Annotated in this window: 22 protein-coding genes and 1 tRNA gene; 8 read left to right on the top strand and 15 right to left on the bottom strand. The window is 56.6% G+C overall.

From position 1 onward, the window contains the following. Positions 1–2 precede the first annotated feature (2 nt). The gene (locus tag NF676_RS13290) at positions 3–896 is read right to left on the bottom strand and encodes a DMT family transporter (protein ID WP_252887887.1); all 894 of its coding nucleotides are present in this window, start codon (positions 894–896) and stop codon (positions 3–5) included. A 147-nt stretch (positions 897–1,043) separates the two neighbouring features. Between NF676_RS13290 and NF676_RS13285 the strand changes: the two genes are divergently transcribed. Beyond that, complete coding sequence (locus NF676_RS13285) at positions 1,044–1,481, top strand: Lrp/AsnC family transcriptional regulator (RefSeq protein ID WP_095179888.1); 438 nt, start codon at positions 1,044–1,046, stop codon at positions 1,479–1,481. 58 nt (positions 1,482–1,539) lie between these two features. Further along, positions 1,540–1,869, top strand: coding sequence for a YceK/YidQ family lipoprotein (locus NF676_RS13280; RefSeq protein WP_130910296.1), 330 nt, complete (start codon positions 1,540–1,542; stop codon positions 1,867–1,869). Between the two features lie 65 nt (positions 1,870–1,934). On the opposite strand, the gene NF676_RS13275 is transcribed toward NF676_RS13280, so the two are convergent. Next, the gene (locus NF676_RS13275) at positions 1,935–2,606 is read right to left on the bottom strand and encodes a Bax inhibitor-1/YccA family protein (protein WP_008006561.1); all 672 of its coding nucleotides are present in this window, start codon (positions 2,604–2,606) and stop codon (positions 1,935–1,937) included. Between the two features lie 123 nt (positions 2,607–2,729). Here NF676_RS13275 and NF676_RS13270 point away from each other — a divergent pair. Then, positions 2,730–2,817 (top strand) — tRNA-Ser (locus NF676_RS13270). Between the two features lie 152 nt (positions 2,818–2,969). On the opposite strand, the gene NF676_RS13265 is transcribed toward NF676_RS13270, so the two are convergent. From NF676_RS13265 to pstS, 6 genes are all read right to left on the bottom strand, one after another. Next, positions 2,970–3,611 (bottom strand): hypothetical protein, encoded by a 642-nt coding sequence (locus tag NF676_RS13265; protein WP_252887886.1) that lies wholly within the window; start codon positions 3,609–3,611, stop codon positions 2,970–2,972. Further along, on the bottom strand, positions 3,611–4,309 hold the full coding sequence (locus tag NF676_RS13260) for a hypothetical protein (protein ID WP_056785687.1): 699 nt from the start codon (positions 4,307–4,309) through the stop codon (positions 3,611–3,613). Before NF676_RS13260 ends, NF676_RS13265 begins: the two co-directional genes overlap by 1 nt. Positions 4,310–4,402: 93 nt before the next feature. After that, positions 4,403–5,164: a phosphate ABC transporter ATP-binding protein PstB gene (gene pstB, locus NF676_RS13255; protein ID WP_016774591.1), complete on the bottom strand. Its 762-nt coding sequence runs from the start codon at positions 5,162–5,164 to the stop codon at positions 4,403–4,405. A 75-nt stretch (positions 5,165–5,239) separates the two neighbouring features. Beyond that, positions 5,240–6,151, bottom strand: coding sequence for a phosphate ABC transporter permease PstA (gene pstA, locus NF676_RS13250; RefSeq protein ID WP_016774590.1), 912 nt, complete (start codon positions 6,149–6,151; stop codon positions 5,240–5,242). Next, the gene (gene pstC, locus NF676_RS13245) at positions 6,151–7,116 is read right to left on the bottom strand and encodes a phosphate ABC transporter permease subunit PstC (RefSeq protein ID WP_024012838.1); all 966 of its coding nucleotides are present in this window, start codon (positions 7,114–7,116) and stop codon (positions 6,151–6,153) included. Before pstC ends, pstA begins: the two co-directional genes overlap by 1 nt. Before the next feature lie 74 nt (positions 7,117–7,190). After that, entirely contained in the window at positions 7,191–8,222 is a 1,032-nt protein-coding gene (gene pstS, locus NF676_RS13240) for a phosphate ABC transporter substrate-binding protein PstS (RefSeq protein WP_051600442.1), read from the bottom strand. A gap of 313 nt (positions 8,223–8,535) precedes the next feature. On the opposite strand from pstS, the gene NF676_RS13235 reads away from it, so the two are divergent. Continuing rightward, on the top strand, positions 8,536–9,975 hold the full coding sequence (locus tag NF676_RS13235) for an ATPase domain-containing protein (protein WP_252887885.1): 1,440 nt from the start codon (positions 8,536–8,538) through the stop codon (positions 9,973–9,975). 23 nt (positions 9,976–9,998) lie between these two features. After that, positions 9,999–10,358, top strand: a complete 360-nt coding sequence (locus NF676_RS13230) for a response regulator (protein ID WP_016774585.1) — start codon at positions 9,999–10,001, stop codon at positions 10,356–10,358. Here the strand turns inward: NF676_RS13230 and NF676_RS13225 are convergent. Next, on the bottom strand, positions 10,353–11,309 hold the full coding sequence (locus NF676_RS13225) for a fimbrial protein (protein ID WP_056785684.1): 957 nt from the start codon (positions 11,307–11,309) through the stop codon (positions 10,353–10,355). The two genes, NF676_RS13230 and NF676_RS13225, sit on opposite strands and share 6 nt — an antisense overlap. A gap of 330 nt (positions 11,310–11,639) precedes the next feature. On the opposite strand from NF676_RS13225, the gene NF676_RS13220 reads away from it, so the two are divergent. Next, on the top strand, positions 11,640–12,224 hold the full coding sequence (locus NF676_RS13220) for a hypothetical protein (protein WP_056785683.1): 585 nt from the start codon (positions 11,640–11,642) through the stop codon (positions 12,222–12,224). A 38-nt stretch (positions 12,225–12,262) separates the two neighbouring features. On the opposite strand, the gene NF676_RS13215 is transcribed toward NF676_RS13220, so the two are convergent. The 6 genes from NF676_RS13215 to NF676_RS13190 form a co-directional block, all read right to left on the bottom strand. Continuing rightward, positions 12,263–13,891: a methyl-accepting chemotaxis protein gene (locus NF676_RS13215; protein WP_095179876.1), complete on the bottom strand. Its 1,629-nt coding sequence runs from the start codon at positions 13,889–13,891 to the stop codon at positions 12,263–12,265. Between the two features lie 115 nt (positions 13,892–14,006). Further along, entirely contained in the window at positions 14,007–14,468 is a 462-nt protein-coding gene (locus NF676_RS13210; protein ID WP_056785680.1) for a hypothetical protein, read from the bottom strand. A 308-nt stretch (positions 14,469–14,776) separates the two neighbouring features. After that, positions 14,777–15,154, bottom strand: coding sequence for a type 1 fimbrial protein (locus NF676_RS13205; protein ID WP_016774580.1), 378 nt, complete (start codon positions 15,152–15,154; stop codon positions 14,777–14,779). A 101-nt stretch (positions 15,155–15,255) separates the two neighbouring features. Beyond that, complete coding sequence (locus NF676_RS13200; RefSeq protein WP_423661282.1) at positions 15,256–18,888, bottom strand: transporter substrate-binding domain-containing protein; 3,633 nt, start codon at positions 18,886–18,888, stop codon at positions 15,256–15,258. Positions 18,889–18,895: 7 nt separating this feature from the next. Beyond that, the gene (locus tag NF676_RS13195) at positions 18,896–19,603 is read right to left on the bottom strand and encodes a response regulator transcription factor (protein WP_016774579.1); all 708 of its coding nucleotides are present in this window, start codon (positions 19,601–19,603) and stop codon (positions 18,896–18,898) included. Positions 19,604–19,776: 173 nt separating this feature from the next. Next, positions 19,777–20,997 carry an EAL domain-containing response regulator gene (locus NF676_RS13190; RefSeq protein ID WP_095179872.1) on the bottom strand — a complete coding sequence of 407 codons (1,221 nt, stop codon included), beginning with the start codon at positions 20,995–20,997 and terminating at the stop codon, positions 19,777–19,779. A 320-nt stretch (positions 20,998–21,317) separates the two neighbouring features. On the opposite strand from NF676_RS13190, the gene NF676_RS13185 reads away from it, so the two are divergent. Together NF676_RS13185 and NF676_RS13180 are read left to right on the top strand one after the other, a co-directional pair. Then, positions 21,318–21,923, top strand: coding sequence for a fimbrial protein (locus tag NF676_RS13185; protein WP_056785673.1), 606 nt, complete (start codon positions 21,318–21,320; stop codon positions 21,921–21,923). 67 nt (positions 21,924–21,990) lie between these two features. Continuing rightward, on the top strand, positions 21,991–22,740 hold the full coding sequence (locus NF676_RS13180; RefSeq protein ID WP_041478776.1) for a fimbrial biogenesis chaperone: 750 nt from the start codon (positions 21,991–21,993) through the stop codon (positions 22,738–22,740). The last annotated feature ends 76 nt before the right edge of the window (positions 22,741–22,816 follow it).

Raw genomic sequence — 22,816 nt, 5'->3', positions numbered from 1 at the left:
CCTTACTGCGCCGCCAGCCGCCGGGCTTTCCAGCCCCAACCTTGTTGCATGCCGGCGGCGGCCAGCAGGATCGCTGCGACGCCTATCCATTGCAGCAATTCGAGGCGATGGCCGAAGGCGAACCAGTCAACGAAAATCGCCGCGATCGGATAAATGAACGACAGTGCGCCGGTCAATGCCGTCGGCAGCTTTTGAATCGCGCCGTACAGCAAGACGTACATCAAACCGGTATGCACAATGCCCAGCGTCACCAGACTGGCCCACGCATCGGCGCCTTGTGGCAACGCATCGAAATGCGCGAACGGCGCGAGCAACAACACACCGGTGCACACTTGAACCAGCGCGATGAGGTGCGGCGGCGTGCCGGTCAGGCGCTTGATGATCAGTGCGGCAATCGCGTAGAGAAACGCCGCGCCCAACGCCAGGGCAATTCCCAGCAGATAGTCATTGCCGCTCTCGCCTTGGGTACCATGGGCGCTGACAATCGCCAGCATGCCCAGAAACGAAATCGCCAACCAGAACAGCTTCTGCAAGGTGATTTTTTCGCCGAGGAACAACGCCGCCAGGCCGACCAGCATGAACGGCTGCACGTTATAGACCGCCGTACCAATGGCAATCGAGGCGCGGGAATAGGATGCGAACAGCAGCACCCAGTTGCCGACAATCGCCATTCCACTGAGCACCGCCAGCAGAAACGTTGTGCGGGTCAGAATCCCCGGACGCAGGAATCCGAACGCGGCGCAGACCAACAGCAAGGTGCCGGCGCCGAACACGCAGCGCCAGAACACCACGTCCAGCACCGGTTGCCCGGACACCAGCACAAACCAGCCGATCGTCCCGGATATCAGCATGGCGGCGGTCATTTCCAGCGAACCGCGGCGGATTGCGTTGTCCATCATCTTCTCCTGAGGCTGTGAGCGAAGCATGGCAAAAGTATGCCAAGCGCACCTCGGGCTGCTCCAGCGCATAAAGCAGGCTAAACTTGGTTTTCGCCTTTTTTATCGAGGGTGATTCGCGCCCTTCGCCTAATCCGGAGTTTGAATGTGACTGACGATATCGATCAGATCCTTATCAGCGCGCTGATGGAAGACTCGCGTCGCTCGCTCAAAGCGCTGGCGCAGATCAGCGGCCTGTCATCGCCCAGCGTGGCCGAGCGGTTGCGGCGTCTGGAAGAACGTGGCGTGCTCAAGGGCTACACGGTAGAGATCGATCCGAGATGCTTCGGCTATCAGTTGCAGGCGATCGTCCGTGTGCGGCCGCTGCCAGGGCAACTGCAGGAGGTTGAGCGGCAGATCATGTCGATCCCGGAGTTCACCGAGTGCGACAAGGTCACCGGCGACGACTGCTTTATTGCCCGCCTGCACGTGCGCTCGATGGAGCAGCTCGATACCCTGCTCGACCGACTGAATACGTTGGCCGAAACCAACACCGCGATCGTCAAGAAGACCCCGGTCAAGCGGCGACTGCCACCGATGGCGTAGGTGTCTTTTACCAATGATCAGGGTAGATTGGGTTTTTTTGCGGCTAAGGAATGGCGCTATGAAAATTCAGGCAATACTGCTGGCCGGCATGCTGCTCGGCGGCTGTGGCACGATTCAAACAGTAGCGCGCAACGATCAGGCTGCCGTTGACGGACTCAAGCAGCAGAAAAGTTATTGCGGCGCGGTACCGAGAATCTACAGCGGCCTCGCTTATGACTTCTGCACGCTGAACGCTCCGCTGGCCTCAGGCATCGATCCCGATGATCACCGCAACGCGGCGATTCCGGTGGTGCTGGTGGACGCCGTGGTCTCCGGCGCCCTAGATACCTTGCTGCTGCCCTACACGATCTACCGTCAGCAAGTGGACGGCAGCATCGTCATCAACTGAGCAGACACCTTTGTCCAGACGATAAAAAACCCGCCGAAGCGGGTTTTTTATTGCAGCCATTACGATCAGTCGTCGCGGCTCATGATGCCGAACAGTTGCAGCAGGCTGACGAACAGGTTGTAGATCGATACATACAGGCTGATGGTCGCCATGATGTAGTTGCGCTCGCCGCCGTGGATGATCGCGCTGGTCTGGAACAGAATGCAGACCGACGAGAACAGCACAAAGCCGGCGCTGATCGCCAGTTGCAGGCCGCTGATCTGGAAGAAGAAGCTCGCCAGCGTAGCGCCCAGCAGGACAAAGAAACCTGCGGTGATGAAGCCGCCAAGGAAGCTCATGTCCTTGCGGGTGATCAGCACGTAGGCCGACAGACCACCGAACACCAGTGCGGTCATGGCGAAAGCCGAGCTGACCACTTCAGCGCCGCCCTGCATGCCCAGGTAACGGTTGAGGATCGGGCCGAGCAGGAAACCCATGAAACCGGTCAACGCGAAGGCGGATACCAGGCCCCACGCGGAATCACGGAGTTTGTTGGTGAGGAAGAACAGCCCGTAGAAGCCGATCAGCACCACGAAAATGTTCGGGTAGCCGACACGCATCTGCTGGGCTACGAAGGCCATCACACCGCTGAATGCGAGGGTCAGAGCCAAGAGACCATAAGTGTTGCGCAGGACGCGGCTAACCTCTAGCTGCTCAGCCTGCACGCTGTTATTAACTGCGTAATCCTGTTCGCGCATGGCGACACTCCTGTTGGTTTGAAACGTTCAGTCGCAAAGATCATAACAGACGCTCTGTAACAAGCCATGCAGAGAGTTTGACAGTGTGTTTCATTCAGGTATTATGGCGCCCGCAACGCAAACGGAGGTGTGGCCGAGTGGTTTAAGGCAACGGTCTTGAAAACCGTCGACTGTAACAGGTCCATGAGTTCGAATCCCATCGCCTCCGCCATATTTGATACGACAAAGCCCTGATTATTCAGGGCTTTGTCGTTTCTGCGAGATATGTTTTGCGCAGCATCGTTTGCGCATCTGTTGAGTCATTTCACAGCAGTGCCTCGTACACCTGAGGCGCTGCTGCCCGAATAGCCAATGCGTACCCGCTCAGCCAAGCGACTCAAAGACAGCCTCCGCACGCTGTTGCACCGGCGCCTGAGGTCTGAGCATTTGCTGCCAGGCGAGCTGCGCCTGGACCTTGGCCACCGAATCCAGCACTTTCTGCGCCCAGCGATCATCCTCGGGATGCACCACGACCACCCGGAAGCCATGATCCTTGCCTTCAATCTGCACGCCCTCCGAATCATCGACATGCAAGTCGATATCGAACGCTGGCGGATACTTGGAAGGCGCATTCGACATCCCGTGCGCCGTCAGGGCACGGTTGTGCAGCACACTGTTGACAACGCCGTCGACGCGGATGCCATAAAGCGCCAACCAGCGCCTGATATAGGACGGCGTGCGCCCGGATGAGGTGTAGACCCAGACACTGCAATCCTGGCGACGCAGTTCTCGGATCAGCGATCGTGTGCCCATCCGCAACGGCTCACCCAACCAGCGATGGATACAGGCCGGTAGTCGACTGTTCTCGACTGCGCAGTGGTGGAGCTGGCAAGCGAGCGTGTCATCGATATCGAACGAAATTCGTATGCGCTGACGTTCGAACAACTGCGGCAAAACGCAGCGGACAGCCTGCCCTGCCCAGCTGCCGAAGGTTCTCAATCTGGCAAATGCTGGTGCCCAGTTCATCAATGGCCACCTTGAGAGAGAGGCAAAGGCTTGCCTTTGAGAAAGAACTTCATTGGATCGGGCGCCTGTTCTTCTAAGAATGCTGCATATTTTTTCTTGATCTTGGGCAATTCGTACAACGCCTTGACGCCATGCTTGGCGGAGTTGCGGATGACCGAAGACGGGTTGAAATAGCCCTCGGCGTTTTCCAGCGTCAACACGAATGGAGGCAGCCCCGCCCGCATGAGCAGGTAGCTGACAATGAGCGAGCCACTACGGTTATTGCCTTCGATAAACAGCTGCGGCTTGCTCAGAATGCGCACATAGACACCCGCTGCACGCTTCCAGACCGATTCACTGCGATACGCGCAATACCAGTTGTACAAGTCCTTGATGCCTCCCTCAACATTGTTGAAGAAGTGCGCCTCAGTGGCTGCCAGATGCTGGGCGTATTCCAGCCGGCGCGCCGGATCCCGGCCACAAAGCACTGTGGCATTGATCTCCAGCATCAGGTTCAGTTGCTGCAGATCGAACAGGTCGATGCCGCGGGCAACATATTCGTCAACCAACGCATAACCTTCAAGCACATTGTTCAGGACTTCGTCAGTGAACGGGTCTCGGGGCTCGGTGAAGTGCCGGCTGAGCTCGGCGAAACGGCTCTGCACGTTACGCAGTGCGCGTTCAATCGCAGGCAAATCAAGGCGATGCGTGGCAGGCATTGGAGCTCCTTGGAAACGCTTGGTAAATGTCCGCCGGTGCCCGCCAAATCCATTTGGCTTGTGCAGGTAGGCGGCCGTGACCGGTGCTGTGACTTAGCTGAACTTGCCGCTGATGTAATCGCCGGTCATCTGTTCACGCGGGTTGTCGAAGATCTGCGCCGTCGGGCCCATCTCGACCAGATAACCGGTGCGCGTGCCCTGGGAAATATCCACCGAGAAAAACGCTGTGGTGTCAGCAACACGGATGGCTTGCTGCATGTTGTGAGTGACCAGTGCGATGGTGTAGTCCTTCTTCAACTCGACCATCAACTCTTCGACGCGTCGGGTGGCGATCGGGTCGAGTGCCGAACAAGGCTCATCCAACAACAATACTTCCGGCTCGGTGGCGATTGCCCGGGCGATACACAGGCGTTGCTGCTGGCCACCGGAGAGCGACAGACCGCTGACCTTGAGCTTGTCCTTGACCTCATCCCATAACGCGGCGCCTTGCAGCGCATGCTTGACGCGGTCACCGATATCGCCCTTGTAGCGATTGAGGCGAAGACCAAACGCGACGTTGTCGAAGATGCTCATCGAGAACGGGTTAGGCTGCTGAAACACCATACCGATGTAGCGGCGTACGACCACCGGATCGACGCCCTTGCCGTAGACGTCCTGGCCGAGGAAATGCACATGGCCCTCAAAACGAAAGCCCTTCACCAGATCGTTCATCCGGTTGAGACTGCGCAGCACGGTGCTTTTGCCGCAGCCTGAGGGACCGATGAATCCGGTGATCTTGTTTTTCTCGATGGGCACGTGGCTGTCACGTACTGCCATGAAGTTGCCGTAGAAAATCTTGTCCAGTTTGCAGTCCATGACTACAGGCGCCTGGGTGACAAACGGAGCGGCAATTTGCGCAGTGGATACGTTCAAAATCAGATGCTCCCGTTCTTAATACTTGGGCTTGCCGAAAATCCGGCTGATGATGTTCACGAACAGCACGATCATCACCAGCACCAACGAGGCCGCCCATGCGAGCTCGAGCTGGTTATCGAAAGGCATGCCGGAGAAGTTGTAGATCAGCACCGCCAGCGAGGCAGTCGGATTCATGACATCGAGATTGCCCTGGTGGTAGATCCAGTAGTTGCTGAACAGCGCGGTAAACAACAAAGGTGCCGTCTCGCCTGCGGCACGCGCCACGGCGAGCATCACGCCAGTCAGGATCGCCGGCATGCCGGTCGGCAAGATGATTTTCCAGATGACCTGCGAGCGAGTGCAGCCCATGCCATAAGCAGCATCTTTCATGATCTTGGGCACCATCCGCATCGATTCTTCTGCGGTGAGCACCACGATAGGCAGCATCAGGACGGCGAGCGCCACGCCACCTGCCGGTGCCGAATACGTGCCAGTCGTCATTACTACCAAAGCGTAGGCAAACACCCCCGCCAGGATCGACGGCAGGCCCGTAAGCATCTTGGCGGCAAAACGCGCGGCGTTCCCCAGCTTGCTATCCGGCCCCAGTTCAGCCAGAAAAATGGCCGCCATGATCCCGACCGGCACCGCGATCGCTGCCGCGATACCGACCATCACAAAGGTACCCGCCATCGCGTTGCCGAAACCGCCACCCATCTCGAAGCCGGTCGGCGGCAGTTCGGTGAAGACTTCCAGGTTCAGACGCGCGCCACCGCGGGTGATCAGCATGTAGAGCACGGAAATCAGCGGTACGCTGGCCAGCAAAGCACCTGCCCAGACCAGGGTGGTCAGGATCAGGCTGCGCAGCGCGCGGCCTTCGAACCTGCGTTGCAAACTGGGCATCGCACCGGTTGGCGCCGTCAGGTCTGTTGCTGCGGTCAGATCAGTCATCACTTGTTACCCCGTTGGGCGTACATCATGATCATCGAGCCGAAAATGTTCACGATCAGCGTAATCAACATCAGTACGAGCGCGGCATACATCAACACCTCGATCTCGTTCGGCCCGGCTTCGGGGAAGTTCAGCGCCAGCAGAGCGGCAAGCGTGTTGGCCGGTGCAAACAACGAGAGGGAAATGTTGTTGGCATTGCCGACCAGCATGGCCAGCGCCATCGTTTCACCCAGCGCGCGCCCCAGGCCCAGCACCAGAGAGCCGAAAATGCCGGTGGCGGCCGAAGGCACCATCACCTTGAGAATCGCTTCCCAATGGGTTGTGCCCATGCCGTACGCGGCCTGTTTGGTTTTCATCGGCACAGCCGTAAGCGCGTCCTGCGACACGGCGGCAATGGTCGGCAGAATCATGATGGCGAGCACCAGAGCTGCGGGCAGCAGGCCCGGACCGCTCAGGGACGTGCCGAAAAAGGGTATCCAGCCCAGCTCGCTGTTCAGCCAGGTCGTCAGCGGCCGAATCGCCGGAATCACCACATAGATCCCCCACAGGCCATAGACCACGCTGGGGATGGCCGCGAGCAGTTCGACGATGGTGCGAAACAGCGCAGCAAGCTTGGTCGGCAGGAAATCCTGGGTCAGGAAAATCGCCATGCTCACACCAAAAACACCGGCGATCAGCAACGCGATGAAGGCGCTGTAGAGCGTGCCCCAGATGGCTGGCAGAATGCCGTATTTGCCTTGGTTGACGTCCCATACGCTGCCCAGAAGCACATCGAAGCCGTGCTTCTCCATACCGGGAAGTGCTTTGCGTCCGACTTCGAACACCAATGCAAATACCAGCGCCAGAATCAGTACCACACCGATGCGCGCGAGCGCGCGGAAGGTGCGATCAACCAGGAAATCCTTCGTCGAGGGTGGCTGGCAGGCAGAGTCGGGATTAACCGGTACGACAAAAGGTTTGTTCATGGGCTAAGTCCGGAACAGGGGGAAAACTCTCCCGGCGTGGTGCAGACGCACACGCCGAGAGAGACCTCACGGCGTTACTGAATGTTGGCGGACGCTTTGCGAACCTGTTCGACGACCGATTGCGGCAACGGGATGTAACCCATCGAATCGGCAATCTTCTGCCCCTCGGTCAGGCTGTATTCGACCATTTCACGCATGGCCTTGGCCTTGGCCGGGTTGCCATTGTCCTTGCGGAAAATCATCCAGGTATAAGAGGTGATCGGATAGGACTTGGCACCGTCCGGATCAGGCAGCCAGGCCACCAGGTTTTCCGGCATCTTCACCGCCGCCAATGCCTCGGCACCGCTTTCGGCGTTTGGCACGACGTAATTGCCTGCCTTGTTCTGCAACTGGGCAAAGTCGACCTTGGCAAGCTTGGCGAAGCCATATTCGATGTAACCAATCGCACCAGGGGTCTGGCGTACGGTAGCGGTTACGCCATCGTTTTTCGGCGATTTGATGAACTTGTCACTGGCCGGCCAGTTGACGGTGTTGCCCTCACCCAACGCCTGCTTGAACTCGGCGTTGACGGTTGCCAGGTGCTTGGTGAATACCGCGGTCGTACCGCTGGAATCTGCACGCACTACAACGGTGATCGGCGTATCGGAGAGTTTCAGGTCCGGGTTGGCTGCGACGATCTGCGGATCGTTCCAGCGCGTGATCTTGCCCAGGAAAATGTTGGAATAGACGTCGCGTGGCAGCTTCAGGCCCTTGGGATTGCCCGGCAGGTTATAGGCCAGCACGATTTCCCCGGCGGTCATTGGCAGCAACTGCACGCCTTCGGCGACCTTGGCGATATCTTCGTCCTTCATTGCCGAGTCACTGGCAGCGAAATCCACGGTTTTGTTCAAGAAGTCCTGTACGCCCGCGCCACTGCCTTTGGATTGGTAATCGACAGTGACGCCATCGGATTTCTTGCTGAAATCCTTGAACCAGGTCAGGTAGATCGGCGCCGGGAAACTTGCTCCGGACCCCGTCAGGCGAACATTTTCTGCTGCAAATGAGGCCGAGGTGGCACAAAGAGATACCGCAATGGCGAGCGCAGCAGACTTCATCAAACTTTTCATTAAATGACACCTAGTGATTACGGGCTCCCGAACTCTGCAGCAGTTTTGTGACGATTTCATGAAAGCAAAGTGGCAAGCGTTACCCTCATGGTCCGCAGCAGCGCATATGGACGTAATCGGCTTCCGGGTTTCGAAAAATCGAATCTTCCTGTGCCGGACTTGTCACTACCCCCTGATCCCGAGCAGTCACGTGCCAGGTTCACATTGCAAAAACGCTACTTTTCCCCAGCCTTTATGGCCCTCAACCGGAAATGGCGTTAGCATTTCACTCATTCGGCTGAACAAGCCTGTTTATTCAGATCAGGGTTGCATTGTGGAAAAGCTAAAACGCCTTCAAAGCGGGATCGAAGGGCTCGACGCGCTGCTTCAGGGGGGCTTTGTCGCGGGCGCCTCGTACATCATTCAAGGGCGTCCGGGCTCCGGCAAGACCATCCTTGCCAATCAGCTCGGATTTCACCACGCCCGAAACGGCGGCCGTGTGCTGGTCGCCACGTTGCTGGCCGAGTCCCACGACCGTCTGTTCCAGTTTCTGTCGACCATGAGTTTCTTCGACGCCTCGCGAGTCGGCGCGGAAATCCAGTTTGTCAGCGCATTCGATACGCTGGAAAACGAAGGCCTCGATGAGGTAGTGAAGCTGCTGCGACGCGAAATCACCCGGCAGAAGGCGACCGTCATGGTCGTTGACGGCCTGCTCAATGCACGTTCCAAAGCCGACTCGCCGATCGACACGAAAAAATTCATCTCTGAACTGCAAGGCCATGCCGCATTTGCCGGTTGCACCGTGCTGTTCCTGACCAGCTCGCGCCTGGATGACGGCAGCCCCGAGCATACGATGGTCGACGGCGTCATCGAAATGGGCGAAGAGCTGTTCGGTACCCGTTCGGTACGGCGCATTCATTTGCGCAAGACTCGCGGCAGCGGCGCGTTGACCGGTCTTCACGAGTGCGAGATCACCGATAACGGCCTGGTCGTCTACCCGCGCCTCGAAAGTCTCTACAAGCGCCCTTCCGCCCCTGACAGCGCGGACATGACGCGCATTCCAAGCGGCATTGCTTCACTGGATGACATCCTCGGGGGTGGCTTGCACAGCTCCAGCGTGACGCTGGTCATGGGGCCTTCCGGGATCGGCAAGACCACGCTGGGTCTGAAGTTCATCGCGCAGTCGACGGCCGAATCGCCGGGCCTGCACTTCGGCTTCTATGAAAGCCCGCAGCGGCTGCGGCTGAAAGGCCGTTCGCTGGGCATTGATATCGAACACATGGAACACAGCGGTGCGCTGAGCATTGCCTGGCAGCCAACTACCGAAGGCTTGCTGGACGGCCTCGGCGCACGCCTGCTGAGCCTGGTCGATGAAAAAGGCATCAAGCGCCTGTTCATCGATAGCCTCAGCGGCATGACTCGGGTTTCAACCACACCGGAACGCATCACCGACTTTTTCAGCGCGCTGATGAATGAGCTGCGATCCAGAGGCGTTACGGTGTTCGCCTCATGGGAAATGCGCGATTTGTTCGGCTCCGAGGTCAGCGCACCGAACTCTGACCTGTCCAGTATTGTCGACAACCTGATCCTCATGCGTTTCTTTGAAAATCACGCTGAACTTCGCAGGACGCTTTCCATTCTTAAGGTACGCGATAGCTCCTACAACCCGTCGCGGTTCGAGGTGGTTGTACGCGATCAAGATGTGTTCCTGGAAAAGGCTTTGAAAAATGAACCTTCAGTCGCAGCTGAGTCATTGCCTGGTTCAATTTCGTAAGTCTTCAAGCGGGTTGAAATAACATGACCACCATTCTGGTAGTCGACGACGAGTATCTGATTGCTGACATTCTTGGCTTTGCGCTTGAGGATGAGGGCTTCATGACTGTGACCGCGAGCAATGGCAAGAAGGCTCTCGAAGTGCTGGAAAGAGAACGTCCAGCCCTGGTCATCACTGACTTCATGATGCCGGTCATGGACGGCCTCGAATTCGCCGAAGCCGTGCGTGCCCAGCCGTCCGTCAAACACTTGCCGATCATTCTCATGAGTGGCGCGCAAGCGCACATCGGCATGCAGCGTTCGGATCTGTTTGATGTGGTGGTGCCCAAGCCGTTTGATATTGCGGTGATTGTGGCTGAGGTAAAGAGGCTGTTGGGCTCATAGATACTCGACGACAAAGGCAATTTCGGCATTGGCATCGCCCGCTCGCATTTGCGCATTGGAAGGCTCGATGCGCACGAAGCGGGCTTGCAAGGAAACGGATGCATTACCGCCGCTCGATGTTGGCGCTTTCATTATGTAATTCTGGTTCAGCTTGAGTATCGTCCTGTCACTGAAGCGCATTTGCAATGCCAGCCCTTTGGCAGTGGAATTACTGTTGAGGTGTACCACGCCGGTATCAGCGCTCCATGCAGGGCTGCCCGCAGTGGGCGAAAAGGAGTACCTGAAGTTATTGATTCCGGGAGGACAGTTTTTCATATCAAGAAAGAAATATTTCTCCTTGGCATAGTCACCGTTCTGCAAAAAATCGCTCATGGTGTAGCTGCCCATATCCACTTTCACATCAGGTGTTTCACAAGACTGCGAGACGATCCGCGTTCCATTTGTATTCATTGCCAGAGGCTCGATTTCTGCAGCGACGAAGGTCCCAAGTTGGCCTGAGGGTATCGTCGCACTGCCGGAAATAGTTCCCGTCTTTACAAAACGCAAGATGTGCTCAGAACCATTCCAACCCCAACCGCCAGCAGTGTCGGTAGTTCCTGGAAAGCCTTTCCACGCTTTCCCCGATGGCGGTCGGACCCATTGCCAGCCGATTCCGGTATTTCCGATAGGAAAAATCTCCGCGCCCGGCTGAGTAACGCCGACAGTATTGCGTACACCTTCGTTGTGTACCGCAGAGCACCTGAATGAGCTGGGTATGGCGCCCAGGGTCACGATCGGGCTTTCATAGATAACCGTGCCGTTGGGCGTGTCACGAGGCACCGAGATCGTGGCTGGAAGAACCACCCTGACACTGCCCTTGGAATGGTCGGGATAAAATTCGCAAACTGCAGCCATTGCGTTAAATGGCAGTAAATACAAAAAACCGACAATTAAAACATGGGAAAACTTCATAGCAATCTCTCTGAACTCGCCGTGTTTGCAAACATTTGAATGGCGGACGATTGCGTGAACTATCAGCAGTAAACGCCACCAAAGCGGCAGCAGACGATAATGAAAAAAAGGAGCTTGAGCAAAAAGTTTATTTATTCGCAAACAAGACAATTCTCATGGACCCACAAGAAACTTTAGATAGTCGGTTTAAAAAAGAAGCCTTCTGCGAATTCGTTAACAAATGTTAGCCGTTATCGACATACGCAAATAGAGCACAATTTAAGACTCGTCTTAAAGGCCCAGCGAATCGAGGTTATTACACTGTCTACTCTTGATAGGAGAAACGATTCCGTGAGAGCCCTCGATACCCTCAATAGCTCAAAACCCCAGAGCAACGCCGCCATCTACTGCCTGACCATTCTTGCGCTGGCACTGATCGCCATGACTGTGGTCGCCGGCTACCAACTCAATGAACTGTTTCCACTGAAGGCTGTGGTGCAACAACAGGAGGTCCAACTCACCCAGCGCGCCGATGCAATCCAGTCGATGAGCGCAGAACTGAAGCGCCTGGCGGAACAGAAACAGGTTTTGGAAGCCGACCTGCTTAGCGCAAAGGAACAGGCGAAGGCCGCTGAGCACGCAAAAACCGAACTCGAAAACAATCGACAGGCAGCCCTGACCAGCGCGGCGTTAGAGGATGAAGATTCACTGTGCGCGATCATCGAGCAAAACATCCGACTTGTTGCGGACCAACTCAATCGCGACGATTTCTTCCGCCTGCGTGATGAGCGCGAAGCTGAAGCCGAAGCGGTACTTGAAAGCTATGAAAAACAACTCGCCAGCTGCATTGAGCAGTTGACAGCACAAACCGCATCGCCAGCACAAACTGACTCTGCACCCCATGCGCAAGACTTTGCTGCGCCGATCGAGCGCTGATCAAAAAGCCCTGGTAGCCAGGGCTTTACGTTTACTGATTAAAGTTTGAATTCCTTGGTCAATTTGTTCAGCGACGCCGCCAATTGCGACAGCTCCGCCGATGCAACTGCCGTCTGTTTCGACCCCTCTGCGGTTTCACATGACAGGTCACGAATGCTGATCAGGCTGCGGTCGACTTCCCGCGCAACCTGAGCCTGTTCCTCAGCAGCGGTTGCCATCAGCAGGTTTCGCTCGTTGATGAGATTCAGCGAGCCAGTGATGTCGGTCAGCACTTCGCCGGCGATATTGGCCATTTCGAGCGTTCTCTCGGCCTGAGCGCGGGTGTGGCTCATGGAGGAAACTGCGCGGCTGGTGCCCGACTGAATGGAGCTGACCATGGACTCGATGTCCTCGGTCGACTTCTGAGTACGCTGCGCCAGCCCTCTCACCTCATCGGCAACCACGGCAAAACCGCGACCCGCCTCCCCCGCCCGCGCTGCTTCGATCGCTGCGTTCAAGGCAAGCAGATTGGTTTGTTCGGCAACCTCTCGGATAACGTCCAGCACGCTGCTGATATCGCTCGCCATGGTCGATAGCGCCTGCACCTCAGCCGAGGTGCTGTGCACGCTGGACACCATCAGGTTGATTGCGGCTACCGTGTCGCTGACCTGGCTTCGACCGGCGACGGCTGCGGCACTTGATTCCGACGTCAACTGCGAGGTCGATGCGGCGTTGTCTGCAACCTGCTCCACCGCTGCACTCATTTCAGTGACGGCGGTGGCGGCCATTTCGATTTCATGGCTCTGACGTTGAGTGATACGCGAGATATCTTCAGTGACGCCGTGCATGACCTCCGAGGTCTCGGCCAACTGCGTGGACGAATCACGGATCATGATCAAGGCATCTCGCAGGCTGGTTTGCATCGCCGCCAATGACGACAGCATTTGCGCCGCCTCATCAGAGCCATCCAGCGCAATGGTTTCGCTCAGATCATTGGCGGCGATGCATTCCGCCACCCTTAGCGAGCCTGCAATGGGTACCGTCAGGCTGCGGGTATACAACACGGCCAGGGCCAACGAAGCACCGATCGCGATGAGAATGAACACACTGACGATCAACAGCGTGTGCTCATAGACATTGTCGGCCTGCTTGCCCGCCTCATAAGCTTCTATTTCGTTGAGTGCAATCAGCTTCTTGAGCGCGACTTGTACGCCATCCGAGGCAGCACGCATCTGATTCTTTGACAACGCAATGGCCGCTTCAAGCTGCCCGTTCGCCACGGTTTGAAGGTATTGCTCCTGAGCCAGATCGTTGACCTTCTGTGCTTTGGCAAACTCCTCGAACGCCTCGCGCCCAGCGTCAGTGGCCAGCAGATCAATGAGCGCTTGCTGATGTTTTTTGATCAGCTGACGCGACTGCTGAATGTCCATCAGGGCTTGCGCCTTGCGCTCAGGGGTTTCGATGGGATTGCGCAAGCGAGCGTTGTTGCCCTTGATTTCGACGAACTCTCGATCGAGTTGGCCGAGCAGCTTGATACTCGGCACGATCGTCGTCTCGACGTACGTTTCTGCCTTGTTGAGCAAGTCGACTTGCTGCAGAGCGATCAATCCGATCGCGATAATCATGAGACAGAACAAGCCGAAACACAGCGCCGAACGAGGCGCGAGATTAAGTTTACGAAGCAGCATGATGCCTTACCTTAGAGTGTATTCAAGACAATGGGGCAAACGAGTGGGCGGCACAGCAGGCGCTGGGCAATAGCACCTCAGCGTCTACGTGGATCATCGCGGGAAGGTGCAGCAGCTAGCGGTTTGCGCACGAAGAGAGTGTGGAGTCGGTCGAGGCCGGCTCCGCAAGTTCCTTGAGCGCCGGGTCGGCCAGCATCAGAAAATCTGCCAGTCGCGGCAGATTGATTTTCGAGACCAGGCGCATCCAGCGTTGCGGATGCGGGTTGAAGAAGGTCTTCGACCACTGGTGATCATCGTTGGGATTGAAAATCAGCAAATGACGAATCAGCGGGTTTTCCCCGAAAAAGTCGAGCGGATCCATCGCCATCTCGCTGAGCAGCTCAGCATTGACGACGACCAGGCTCAACCGTTGAGGGCAGTAATACGTCAGTATTTTCAGGTCACGATAAGTGCAAACGTTCAAGACGCTGAGACAGCCCAGCTTGTTGAACTGCTGTTCGATTGACAGACCTCTGCGCACATCGCTATCGGCGATCAGGATCCGCAAGGATCGACTGCGGTTATTTTCAAGAAACATCGGGCACCTTTGGCAGCTCCATTCTTCCTTTCAAGAAAATAACCAAGGGCCAACCTGCCTGATATGAGACTTGTCTCAAAAATGAACGCAGGGATAGATGATAAAAAGCCACACCTTGACGACAGCCCAAGCGATCGGCGCATGGTCTGGCTCAGAAAGTGTTGAAGGAGGGATTTTGCAACGCAGGGGAGTGGCGACAAGCCAGAAGCGCGGGACGGTTCTGTGCGAACCAGACAATTCTCATTATTAACGCCCCTTTTTGTCAGTAACCTTGAAACAAGGGGCGCAGACTCATTCTTTCCAAGCCATCAAGGCAGCGTCATCGTCACTACGTAATTACCGCTCGTTATCTGGTGACCCTTGTTGTCCGTGAGCAGCAAGCGCTGGTCGTAATAATCGTCCTGCTCATGAGTATCGGCAATCACCTTCACAAACACCTGCTGGCGCGACTCACCTCGCCCTGCCGCACTGACGTTGTTCACGGTAAAAATCTGCCCGGTGCTTGCCTGGGGGCAATCAAGCAACTCGACAGAAGAATGGCTGGCGCCACTGGCAATGCAACTTGCCTCGACAATTCGACCGCTGAAGCGAATCACTCCGCTGACCGGCGCAGACTGGGCTGCGCTGACGGTGTCAAAACCGAGCAGGCAAAGGCAGGCAATCAATAAAGGACGTCGAATGATCATCGCGAAACTCCATGGTTATTACCAAGGTATCGCCCGCTGCAAAATGATCTTTAACGTCAGCTTTAATGCAAGGCCAGTCGGATGGTCATGAGCCGATACGTTTACAGCTCGATCCGTTTGATTTTCTTGATCAGATCAGCCTGTGCATGCTCCAGCTTCAATGCACTGCGATTGAGGTCCAGCGGATCGATAACAGGCGCCTCGCACTCGGCTTCAAGCTCGTTACACGCCTCAATGACCTGATGCTCGGCAACAATGCGCGCCGCCCCCTTGATGCGGTGCGCCAGGTCAGCCAACAGCCCGGGATCGCTTTCGGGTATTAGCGAATGCAACTCCTCCAGATCCTTTTCGCAACTCGACAGCGCCTCGCGCAGAAGTTCTTTCATCATGTCGAGATCGCCTCCGGTGAGCTCGTCAAGACGCTCGCGAATCGAACCCAGCTCCTTGATAGTCGCCGCAGGCGGGCTTTCAAATGGCTGGGTTTCAACATTTTTTTCCCAGCCTGCAAGCATGATCGACAAGGTGCCGAGACTGATCGGTTTGAACAGACAATCATCCATCCCGGCCTCCCGGCATTTCACTTTTTCTTCCGGCTGCGCGTTGGCCGTGAAGCCCAGTACGATGCACGGCGATCCACCACTTTCGCGTTCGTCCTGGCGAATGGTGCGGGCCAGCTCATAGCCGTTCATGACCGGCATGTTGCAGTCCGTGATCACAATGTCGAACGGCTCCGAGCGCCACAGCGCCAATGCCTGGGCACCGTCGGCGGCATCACGCACCGCCTGGCCAAGGAAACTCAGCTGCTGCGTCAACAGCAGGCGGTTGGCGCTCTGGTCATCGACTACGAGAATCCTGAGTGTCGGTACCGGTTTGTCCTGAACAACCGAAACAGGCAGCACTTTGCCGCCAAGCGGGCTGAGAATATTGAAGAACAGCGACACTTCCAGGCAGGTGCCTTTGCCAAGCGTACTGGTAATGTTCAGCCGCCCGCCCATCAATTCGCACAATGAACGGGAGATCGCCAGTCCCAGACCGGTGCCGCCTCTGCTGGAGGGGCCATGATTGGCTTGGGAAAACGGCTGGAACAGATTCTGCAGATCGGCGCTGGAAATGCCGATGCCGGTGTCCTCGACCTTGAGGTCGACCTGTAAGCGTTCGTCAGCGAGACGTTGGCCGCGAATCGAGACGGTGACATGACCGGTGTCGGTAAACTTGATCGCGTTGCCCACCAGGTTCGAGAGCACCTGCTGGAAGCGCATCGGATCAACCAATACGTCACAGCCGACAGTGGCGTCGATGTCGAGCTTAAGCACCAGACTCTTCTGCCTGGCCAAGCCGTCGAACACCCGCGCCACGGATTCGACCAATTCGCGCAGGTTGGCACGTTTCGGCGAAAGGCTGACATGGCCCGATTCGATGCGTACCACATCGAGGATATCGCCGATCAGTTCCAGCAGACCTTTTGCCGAGTCGTATGCCACTTCAATCGCCGGCCGATCGAAGTGACCTTGCTCGGCACGCTTGAGGGTAAGTTCGAGCATGCCGATCACGGCGCTCATCGGCGTACGGATTTCGTGGCTCATGGTCGCCAGGAACGTGGTTTTGGCGCGGCTCGACTCGTCAGCCAGCTCTTTCGCCGAACGCAACTCCTCGATCAGTTCACGGCGTTCGCTGATATCGATCCAGCCGCAGATCACGCCTCTGACTTCACCCGCCGTGTCGTGATACGGCTGGATCCAGTGGTAAATGATCAGCCGCGTATCACCCACATGCAGCGTGCGATCCACCTCGTAAGGTTCGTCCTGCTCGATGACGCGCAGGTAGTCGTCGTGAAATTGCAACGCCTCCTGACGATTGCGCTTGCCGCTTTCGAGCACGGTCTTGCCGATCACGTCCTTTTCTGACAGGCCAAATGTTTGCAGATAATTATTATTGCAGGTCACCAGCCGACCTTCCCGGTCACGTACGTAAATGGGATGCGGCGTGCCGTTGATCAGCGCCCCCATGAACTTCAGCTGATCGCCGAGCAAGCGCTCTGCACGACTGCGTTCGCGAATCTGCCGACGGATGTAGAAATTCCACGCCAGCGATCCCAGGATAATCAGGAACGCGCCAGCGCTGATCTGGTAGATCAGCGCCTTGTAATCGCGCCACGACAACCCCGAAAACGCTGCAATGGGACGCCACCTGTTGAGGATTACGTCCAGCTCATCCGGCGGAATGCTCAGCAGCGCCTTGTTCAGAATGCTGACCAGTTCGGTATCGGCACGCCGCGCGGCGAAAGCGAGGAAGCCTTTGTTCATGCCGACGATGTTGGAGATACGCAAGCTGTCGCTGTAGATGTGGGCGATGTAGTAGCGCGCACTGTGCAACGTGGTAATCATCGCGTCCGCTCGACCGTCCTTCACGTCAGCCAAGGCGCCCAGAACTGTTTCGTTATCAACGATCTCGATGTCGGGGTAGTCCTTGAGCAGCTCACGCTCAGCCGAACTTTCGGGCACTGCGACGCGCTTGCCGCGCAGCTCCTGCAGGCTTGAAGGCGCGCCTGCGTCCTTGGTGGTGACGATCACAAAGGGGCTGGCAAGGAACGGATGAGTGAAACGCATGCCGACTTCCCGCGAGACCGTTGGTGTCAGCAGAGAAATATCCGCGCTGCCATCCAGCAGACGCGTGCTCAGACTGGAAAAGCTGTCGGTGCGCTCGACATTGATCTGCAAGCCGGTACGCCGCTGGATGAGCTCGAGCAGATCAGCGCCGATCCCGCCAAAGTTGCCGTCACCATCAAAGAATGCAAACGGTGCCTGATCGTCATTGATCACGAACCGCGCGACCGGATGCAGCTCAAGCCAACGTGCTTCGCCGGGTGTCAGGTCAATGCGTTTGGGCGTCAGCGCCCCGCCGCCGCCCGACCAGCGCTTGGTAATTTCGGCAATCTTCGCATCACCCAGCGACTCGAGGGTCGAATCGATCAGACGCAGCAATTGGTCGTTGCCCCGGCGCAAGGCAAAGCTGAAACCGCTGGTTTGGGTTTTGACGAAAGAGTGCAGCCGCACATAGTTGAAGTAGTTGAGGTTGATCAGGTAATTGCTCGACACCGTATCGCCGAGAAACAGGTCGACCTTGCCAAAAGCCAGCGCAGCCAGTGCCAACTCGTTCGATGGAAAAAGCACGAATTCGGCGTTGGGGTATAACGCGTGTAATTGACTGGAAGGCAGGTAATCGTCGGCAACCGCAATACGCAAACCGGCCAGATTGGCCGGCATCGGTCGTCGATCATCGCCGCGCATGAACATCGCCGGCACGTCTTCGACATAAGGTTTGCTGAGCGTGACGAGGCCATCGATCAATTCGAAACTGTTGGAACTGCCCAACATGTCAATGTCACCGCGCTCAAGTGCGGCCATGGCGTCACGCCGGTCAGGGTAAGCCTTGACGGTAATCTCAACATGCAGTGCCTGACCGATAATGCAGGCGATATCGGCGGCAATCCCCTCATAGCGCGTACCGCTGGCGGTCATGACATAAGGCGGGAAATCCGGAAGCGCAGAACCCAATATCAGGCTGCGCTTTTGCCGCAGCCAACTCCAGTCTTCATTGGCCAGATCGACTTGCAGCTCCTTGCAGTCCGAGCGACCGAACACCTGCAAGGTGCGCGGCTCTGCTGCCAATAACACACCACTACTGAATACGAAAAGCACACTGATTAGCAAAACACCGCGCAACAGATGAAACATAAGCGTGTTATCCCTGGTTGTCGGCTGTCAGGCTGTGCTGCAACTTGAACAGCTCTGCGTCACCACGAATGCCAAGCTTTTTGAAAGCGGCCTGTTTTTGCCCACTGATGGTTTTGCGACTGCGCGAGAACTTCAAGGCAATCTGCGTCACCCCCATCCCCTCGAGACAACAGCGCAAGACTTCTTTCTCTTTAGGTGACAGCAGAGGATTACTGAGGAAATCGTCGCTGTGCGCCGCGCTCTCGTCTTTGGCACCGGCGGGCTCTTCGATCGATGCTGGCAACACGTCAAGCTCAAAGGCCATGGTGGGAGACAGGTACAACTGGCCGGACGCTGCACAGCGAATGGCAGTAATCAGGTCATCGACCGACTGTGACTTGCCGAAGAATCCACTGACGCCCGCCCCGACCGCCATGTTCACCACTGCCGGGCGCTCTTCTGAGGAAGAGACGAGGATGCGCATGCCCGGATATTGCTTGCGCAGCAGGCGGATCAGATTGAGCCCGTCCAGCTCCCCATCGTGCAGTTTGTAATCGAGTATCAGCAGGTCGATGTCGATTTCGCGCAATCCGGCGAGCAACTGCGCGCTGCTGCCATACACACCTACGACACTGAACTCGGCTTCGCGCGTCAGCCGCGACTTCATCGCCAGACGTATGAGCGAGTGATCATCAAGGATGGCAACGCGTAACGGATTCACGACTGACCAATGCATGAACAGCTCCATGATGAAGAGTGTTGGAGGACCATCAGCACTTGGCAACCGCAGCAAATCCCGGGCATCACCGAAGCATTCAGGTGCATCTGATTGATTTCTCGGCACATGATGAGTGTTTTAAAGGCGTGACGAAATAGGGCTTTGTCCCAAAAGTCAGAATGCCGCTTGCATCAACGATCGGATGTGCCTATTGCGCGGCGCCAGGACGACTTCTGGCCTTCGAAACGCCAGTCGACCAAATGCGCCCAATTCATCGGGCGAGCATAGAAGAAGCCCTGCCCCCACTGACAACCAAGCCGCGCCAGATGCTGAACCTGATCTGCGGTTTCAATACCCTCTGCCACCACGCGCATGTCCAATTCCCGCGCCAAGGCCAACGCCCCGTGGATGACCGCGCTGTAGCGCGCCTGATGGAAATTCTGCACGAAGCCGGCGTCGAGTTTGATTTCGTTGAACGGCATCTGGCACAGCCGCTCAAGTGAAGAATAGCCGACACCGAAATCATCGATTGCCAGACTGAAGCCGAGCATGCGCAGACGCACCATGTTTTCCATGCTGATCTCGGGCATCTGCAGCAGGCCGGTTTCCGTGAGCTCGAAAATGAGCCCAGCTGGCGAGGCGCCATGGATGCGCAACAGCGCCTTGATCCGGTCGACAAGATTCGGATTGGCCATCTGCGTCACGTCGAGATTGAACGCCAGCTTGAACGGCTTGCCGTGAGACTGGACGAAGCGCTGCAGACTCAAGCCTTGCGTGAGCAGGCTGAAAAACATCTCATCGAGCAGCCCGCAGCGCTCGATCGTCGGCAAGAACATGCCCGGCGAAAGCAATCCACGACTGGGGCTCTGCCATCGCACCAGCACCTCGGCGCCATCCACCTCACCACTGCGCAGATGAAATTTGGGCTGGAAGTAGGCGCGAAACTCCTGCCGACGAATGGCTTCGAGTACCTCACCCTCTGTGGGCTGATCAAGCTGACTTTCTGCCACTTTGGCATCGATCTGATTGTGCGGCCGGTAGCGAGCCAACAACGGCGCCAGCACATCGACCATCAACGGTTTTCCGACACTGCCAAGCAACTCAAGCCCCTGCAACGTGACGATTCGATCAACCGTGCGCAACAAGTCTTCAGGCAGTGAACTGCAGATGATCACTGCACGAATCAAACCGGCCTCTCTCGCCAGGCGCAAGAACGTCAAACCATCCATCCCGGCCATGCTCAAGTCACACAATGCAACGTCCACGCCTCCAGCCTGGGATATCACAGCCAGCGCATCCTTGCCGTCAGCCGCCTGAAAGATATTTTTGTACCCCAGACTATTAAGCGCACTGACTGCCGCCGTGCGCTGAAAGGCGTGATCTTCCAAGACCAATATACGAAGCGTGTTCACAAACCTGGAACCTCTTTCTATCAGTCGTTAATAGCGAAAGTCTGAATAATCTTTCAAGCAGGACGCCCGCTCACAAACTTTGCGTTGACTGAGAATTTCTGCATCCGCGAATACTAGCCAGACAAAGACCGCACGACTTTGAGAATTGTCTCATTTGGTTCGCTGCACCATTACCGCAAATATGAATACGCCACTGCCATATTACTGACTGGCTCGCACCTTTATCGCTTTAAGACAAATCCCAAAGACCCGCCACCACCGCACACCTAATATGGCCTGGCATTTCAATGCAGCACTTCACAATAACTTCGGATATAAACATGAAAAAGTTCGCTTTCGCAGTACTCACTCTTTCCGTACTGGCTGCCTCCACTGGTGCAGTGGCTGAAGAAGAAGCCGCTAAAGCTGTCAAGGGCGGCAGCGGTCAAATCAGCTTCACCGGCGTTATCAACAACGACGCCTGCTCGGTAGACGGCGCTTCGGGTAACGACAAGATGATTGCCGTGGACATGGGCAGCGTGTCGATCAAAGACATGGGCACCGACTCTGCTCCGGGCGCCGGTCGTGTGGCCGCCAACGATTTCAACCTGAAAGTGAACTGCAACGCTGGCACCAAGGTTTCGATGCTGTTCAAACCAACCGTAAACGGCGGTTCGGGCCTGGTTGATGGCAAAAAAGTTCTCAAGCTGCAGGGTGCAGACGCGGCCAAAGGCGTTGGTATCGCACTGCTGGACAGCAATGGCCAGTTGATCGACCTGAGCTCCGAAGCCACTGCCAAAGTGCAGACCAACCTGACTGGCGACGCAACCACAGGCGGTGACGGCACCCTGTCGTTCGCAGCCGCTTACGTCACCACCGGCGACAAGACCACCGCTACTGCCGGTACCGGTAACGCCACTCTGCCGTTCGTTCTCGAATACGAATAAGCAGCCCGCAATACCTGGACGGGGCCGCTGTGCCTCGTCCTTCCCCGGCCATTAATCGGTGAAAACTATGTTAAGTCGCTATTTTCCGCTTTGCCTGGGGCTTGCCGGGGTGTTGATGACGCACTCGGCATTCGCCAGCATCTCTCTGAGCTCCACCCGGATCATCTTCGATGGCGCGCACAAAGAGGCGAACGTCACGGTGCGCAACGGCGGGCAAACCATCCTCGCACAATCGTGGCTCGATGCCGGCGACACGGCTGGCAGCGCACCGCCTTTCGCTGTTACTCCACCACTGGCCAAACTTGAGCCCAATCAACAGCAATTACTGAGGATTCTTTATGAAGGCCGCGGCATGCCTGCGGACAAGGAGTCGGTGGTATGGCTGAACGTGCAGGAAATCCCCCAGGCCAGTGCTGCCGATGTCAACACGCTGCAATTGGCGGTACGTCAGCGTATCAAGGTCTTCTTCCGCCCGGACGGACTCACCGGTGATGCCGCAAAGGCACCGGAGCAACTTGCATGGCAATTGGTCACTCAGGCTGGCAAGTCGGTGCTGAAAGTAAAAAACCAAAGCAACTACCACGTGTCGCTGGCCGATCTGAAAGTCGTTGCAGGAAAAAAAGCGGAATTGGTAATTGATTCGACAATGATCGTTCCAGGGGAAGTTCGCTCATTCAATCTGAAAGATCTGCCAGCTGGTACTTCGCATTTGAGTTTTTCAGCAATTAACGATTACGGCGCACAACAACGATTCGATGCACCACTAAGCGTTGCCGAAAGCCATGCCGAGCGCGTGAAAGATGCCTCCGCCCAGTAAATCCCCCACCCCACCCTGCCAACTTACAAGCTATTCACAAGTTCCGGACTCCGGTTGAAGCAACACGGACTGATAA

Source organism: Pseudomonas siliginis (genome assembly GCF_024072275.1).
Lineage (GTDB): Bacteria > Pseudomonadota > Gammaproteobacteria > Pseudomonadales > Pseudomonadaceae > Aquipseudomonas > Aquipseudomonas siliginis.
This window is presented reverse-complemented; position numbering and strand designations above follow the sequence as displayed.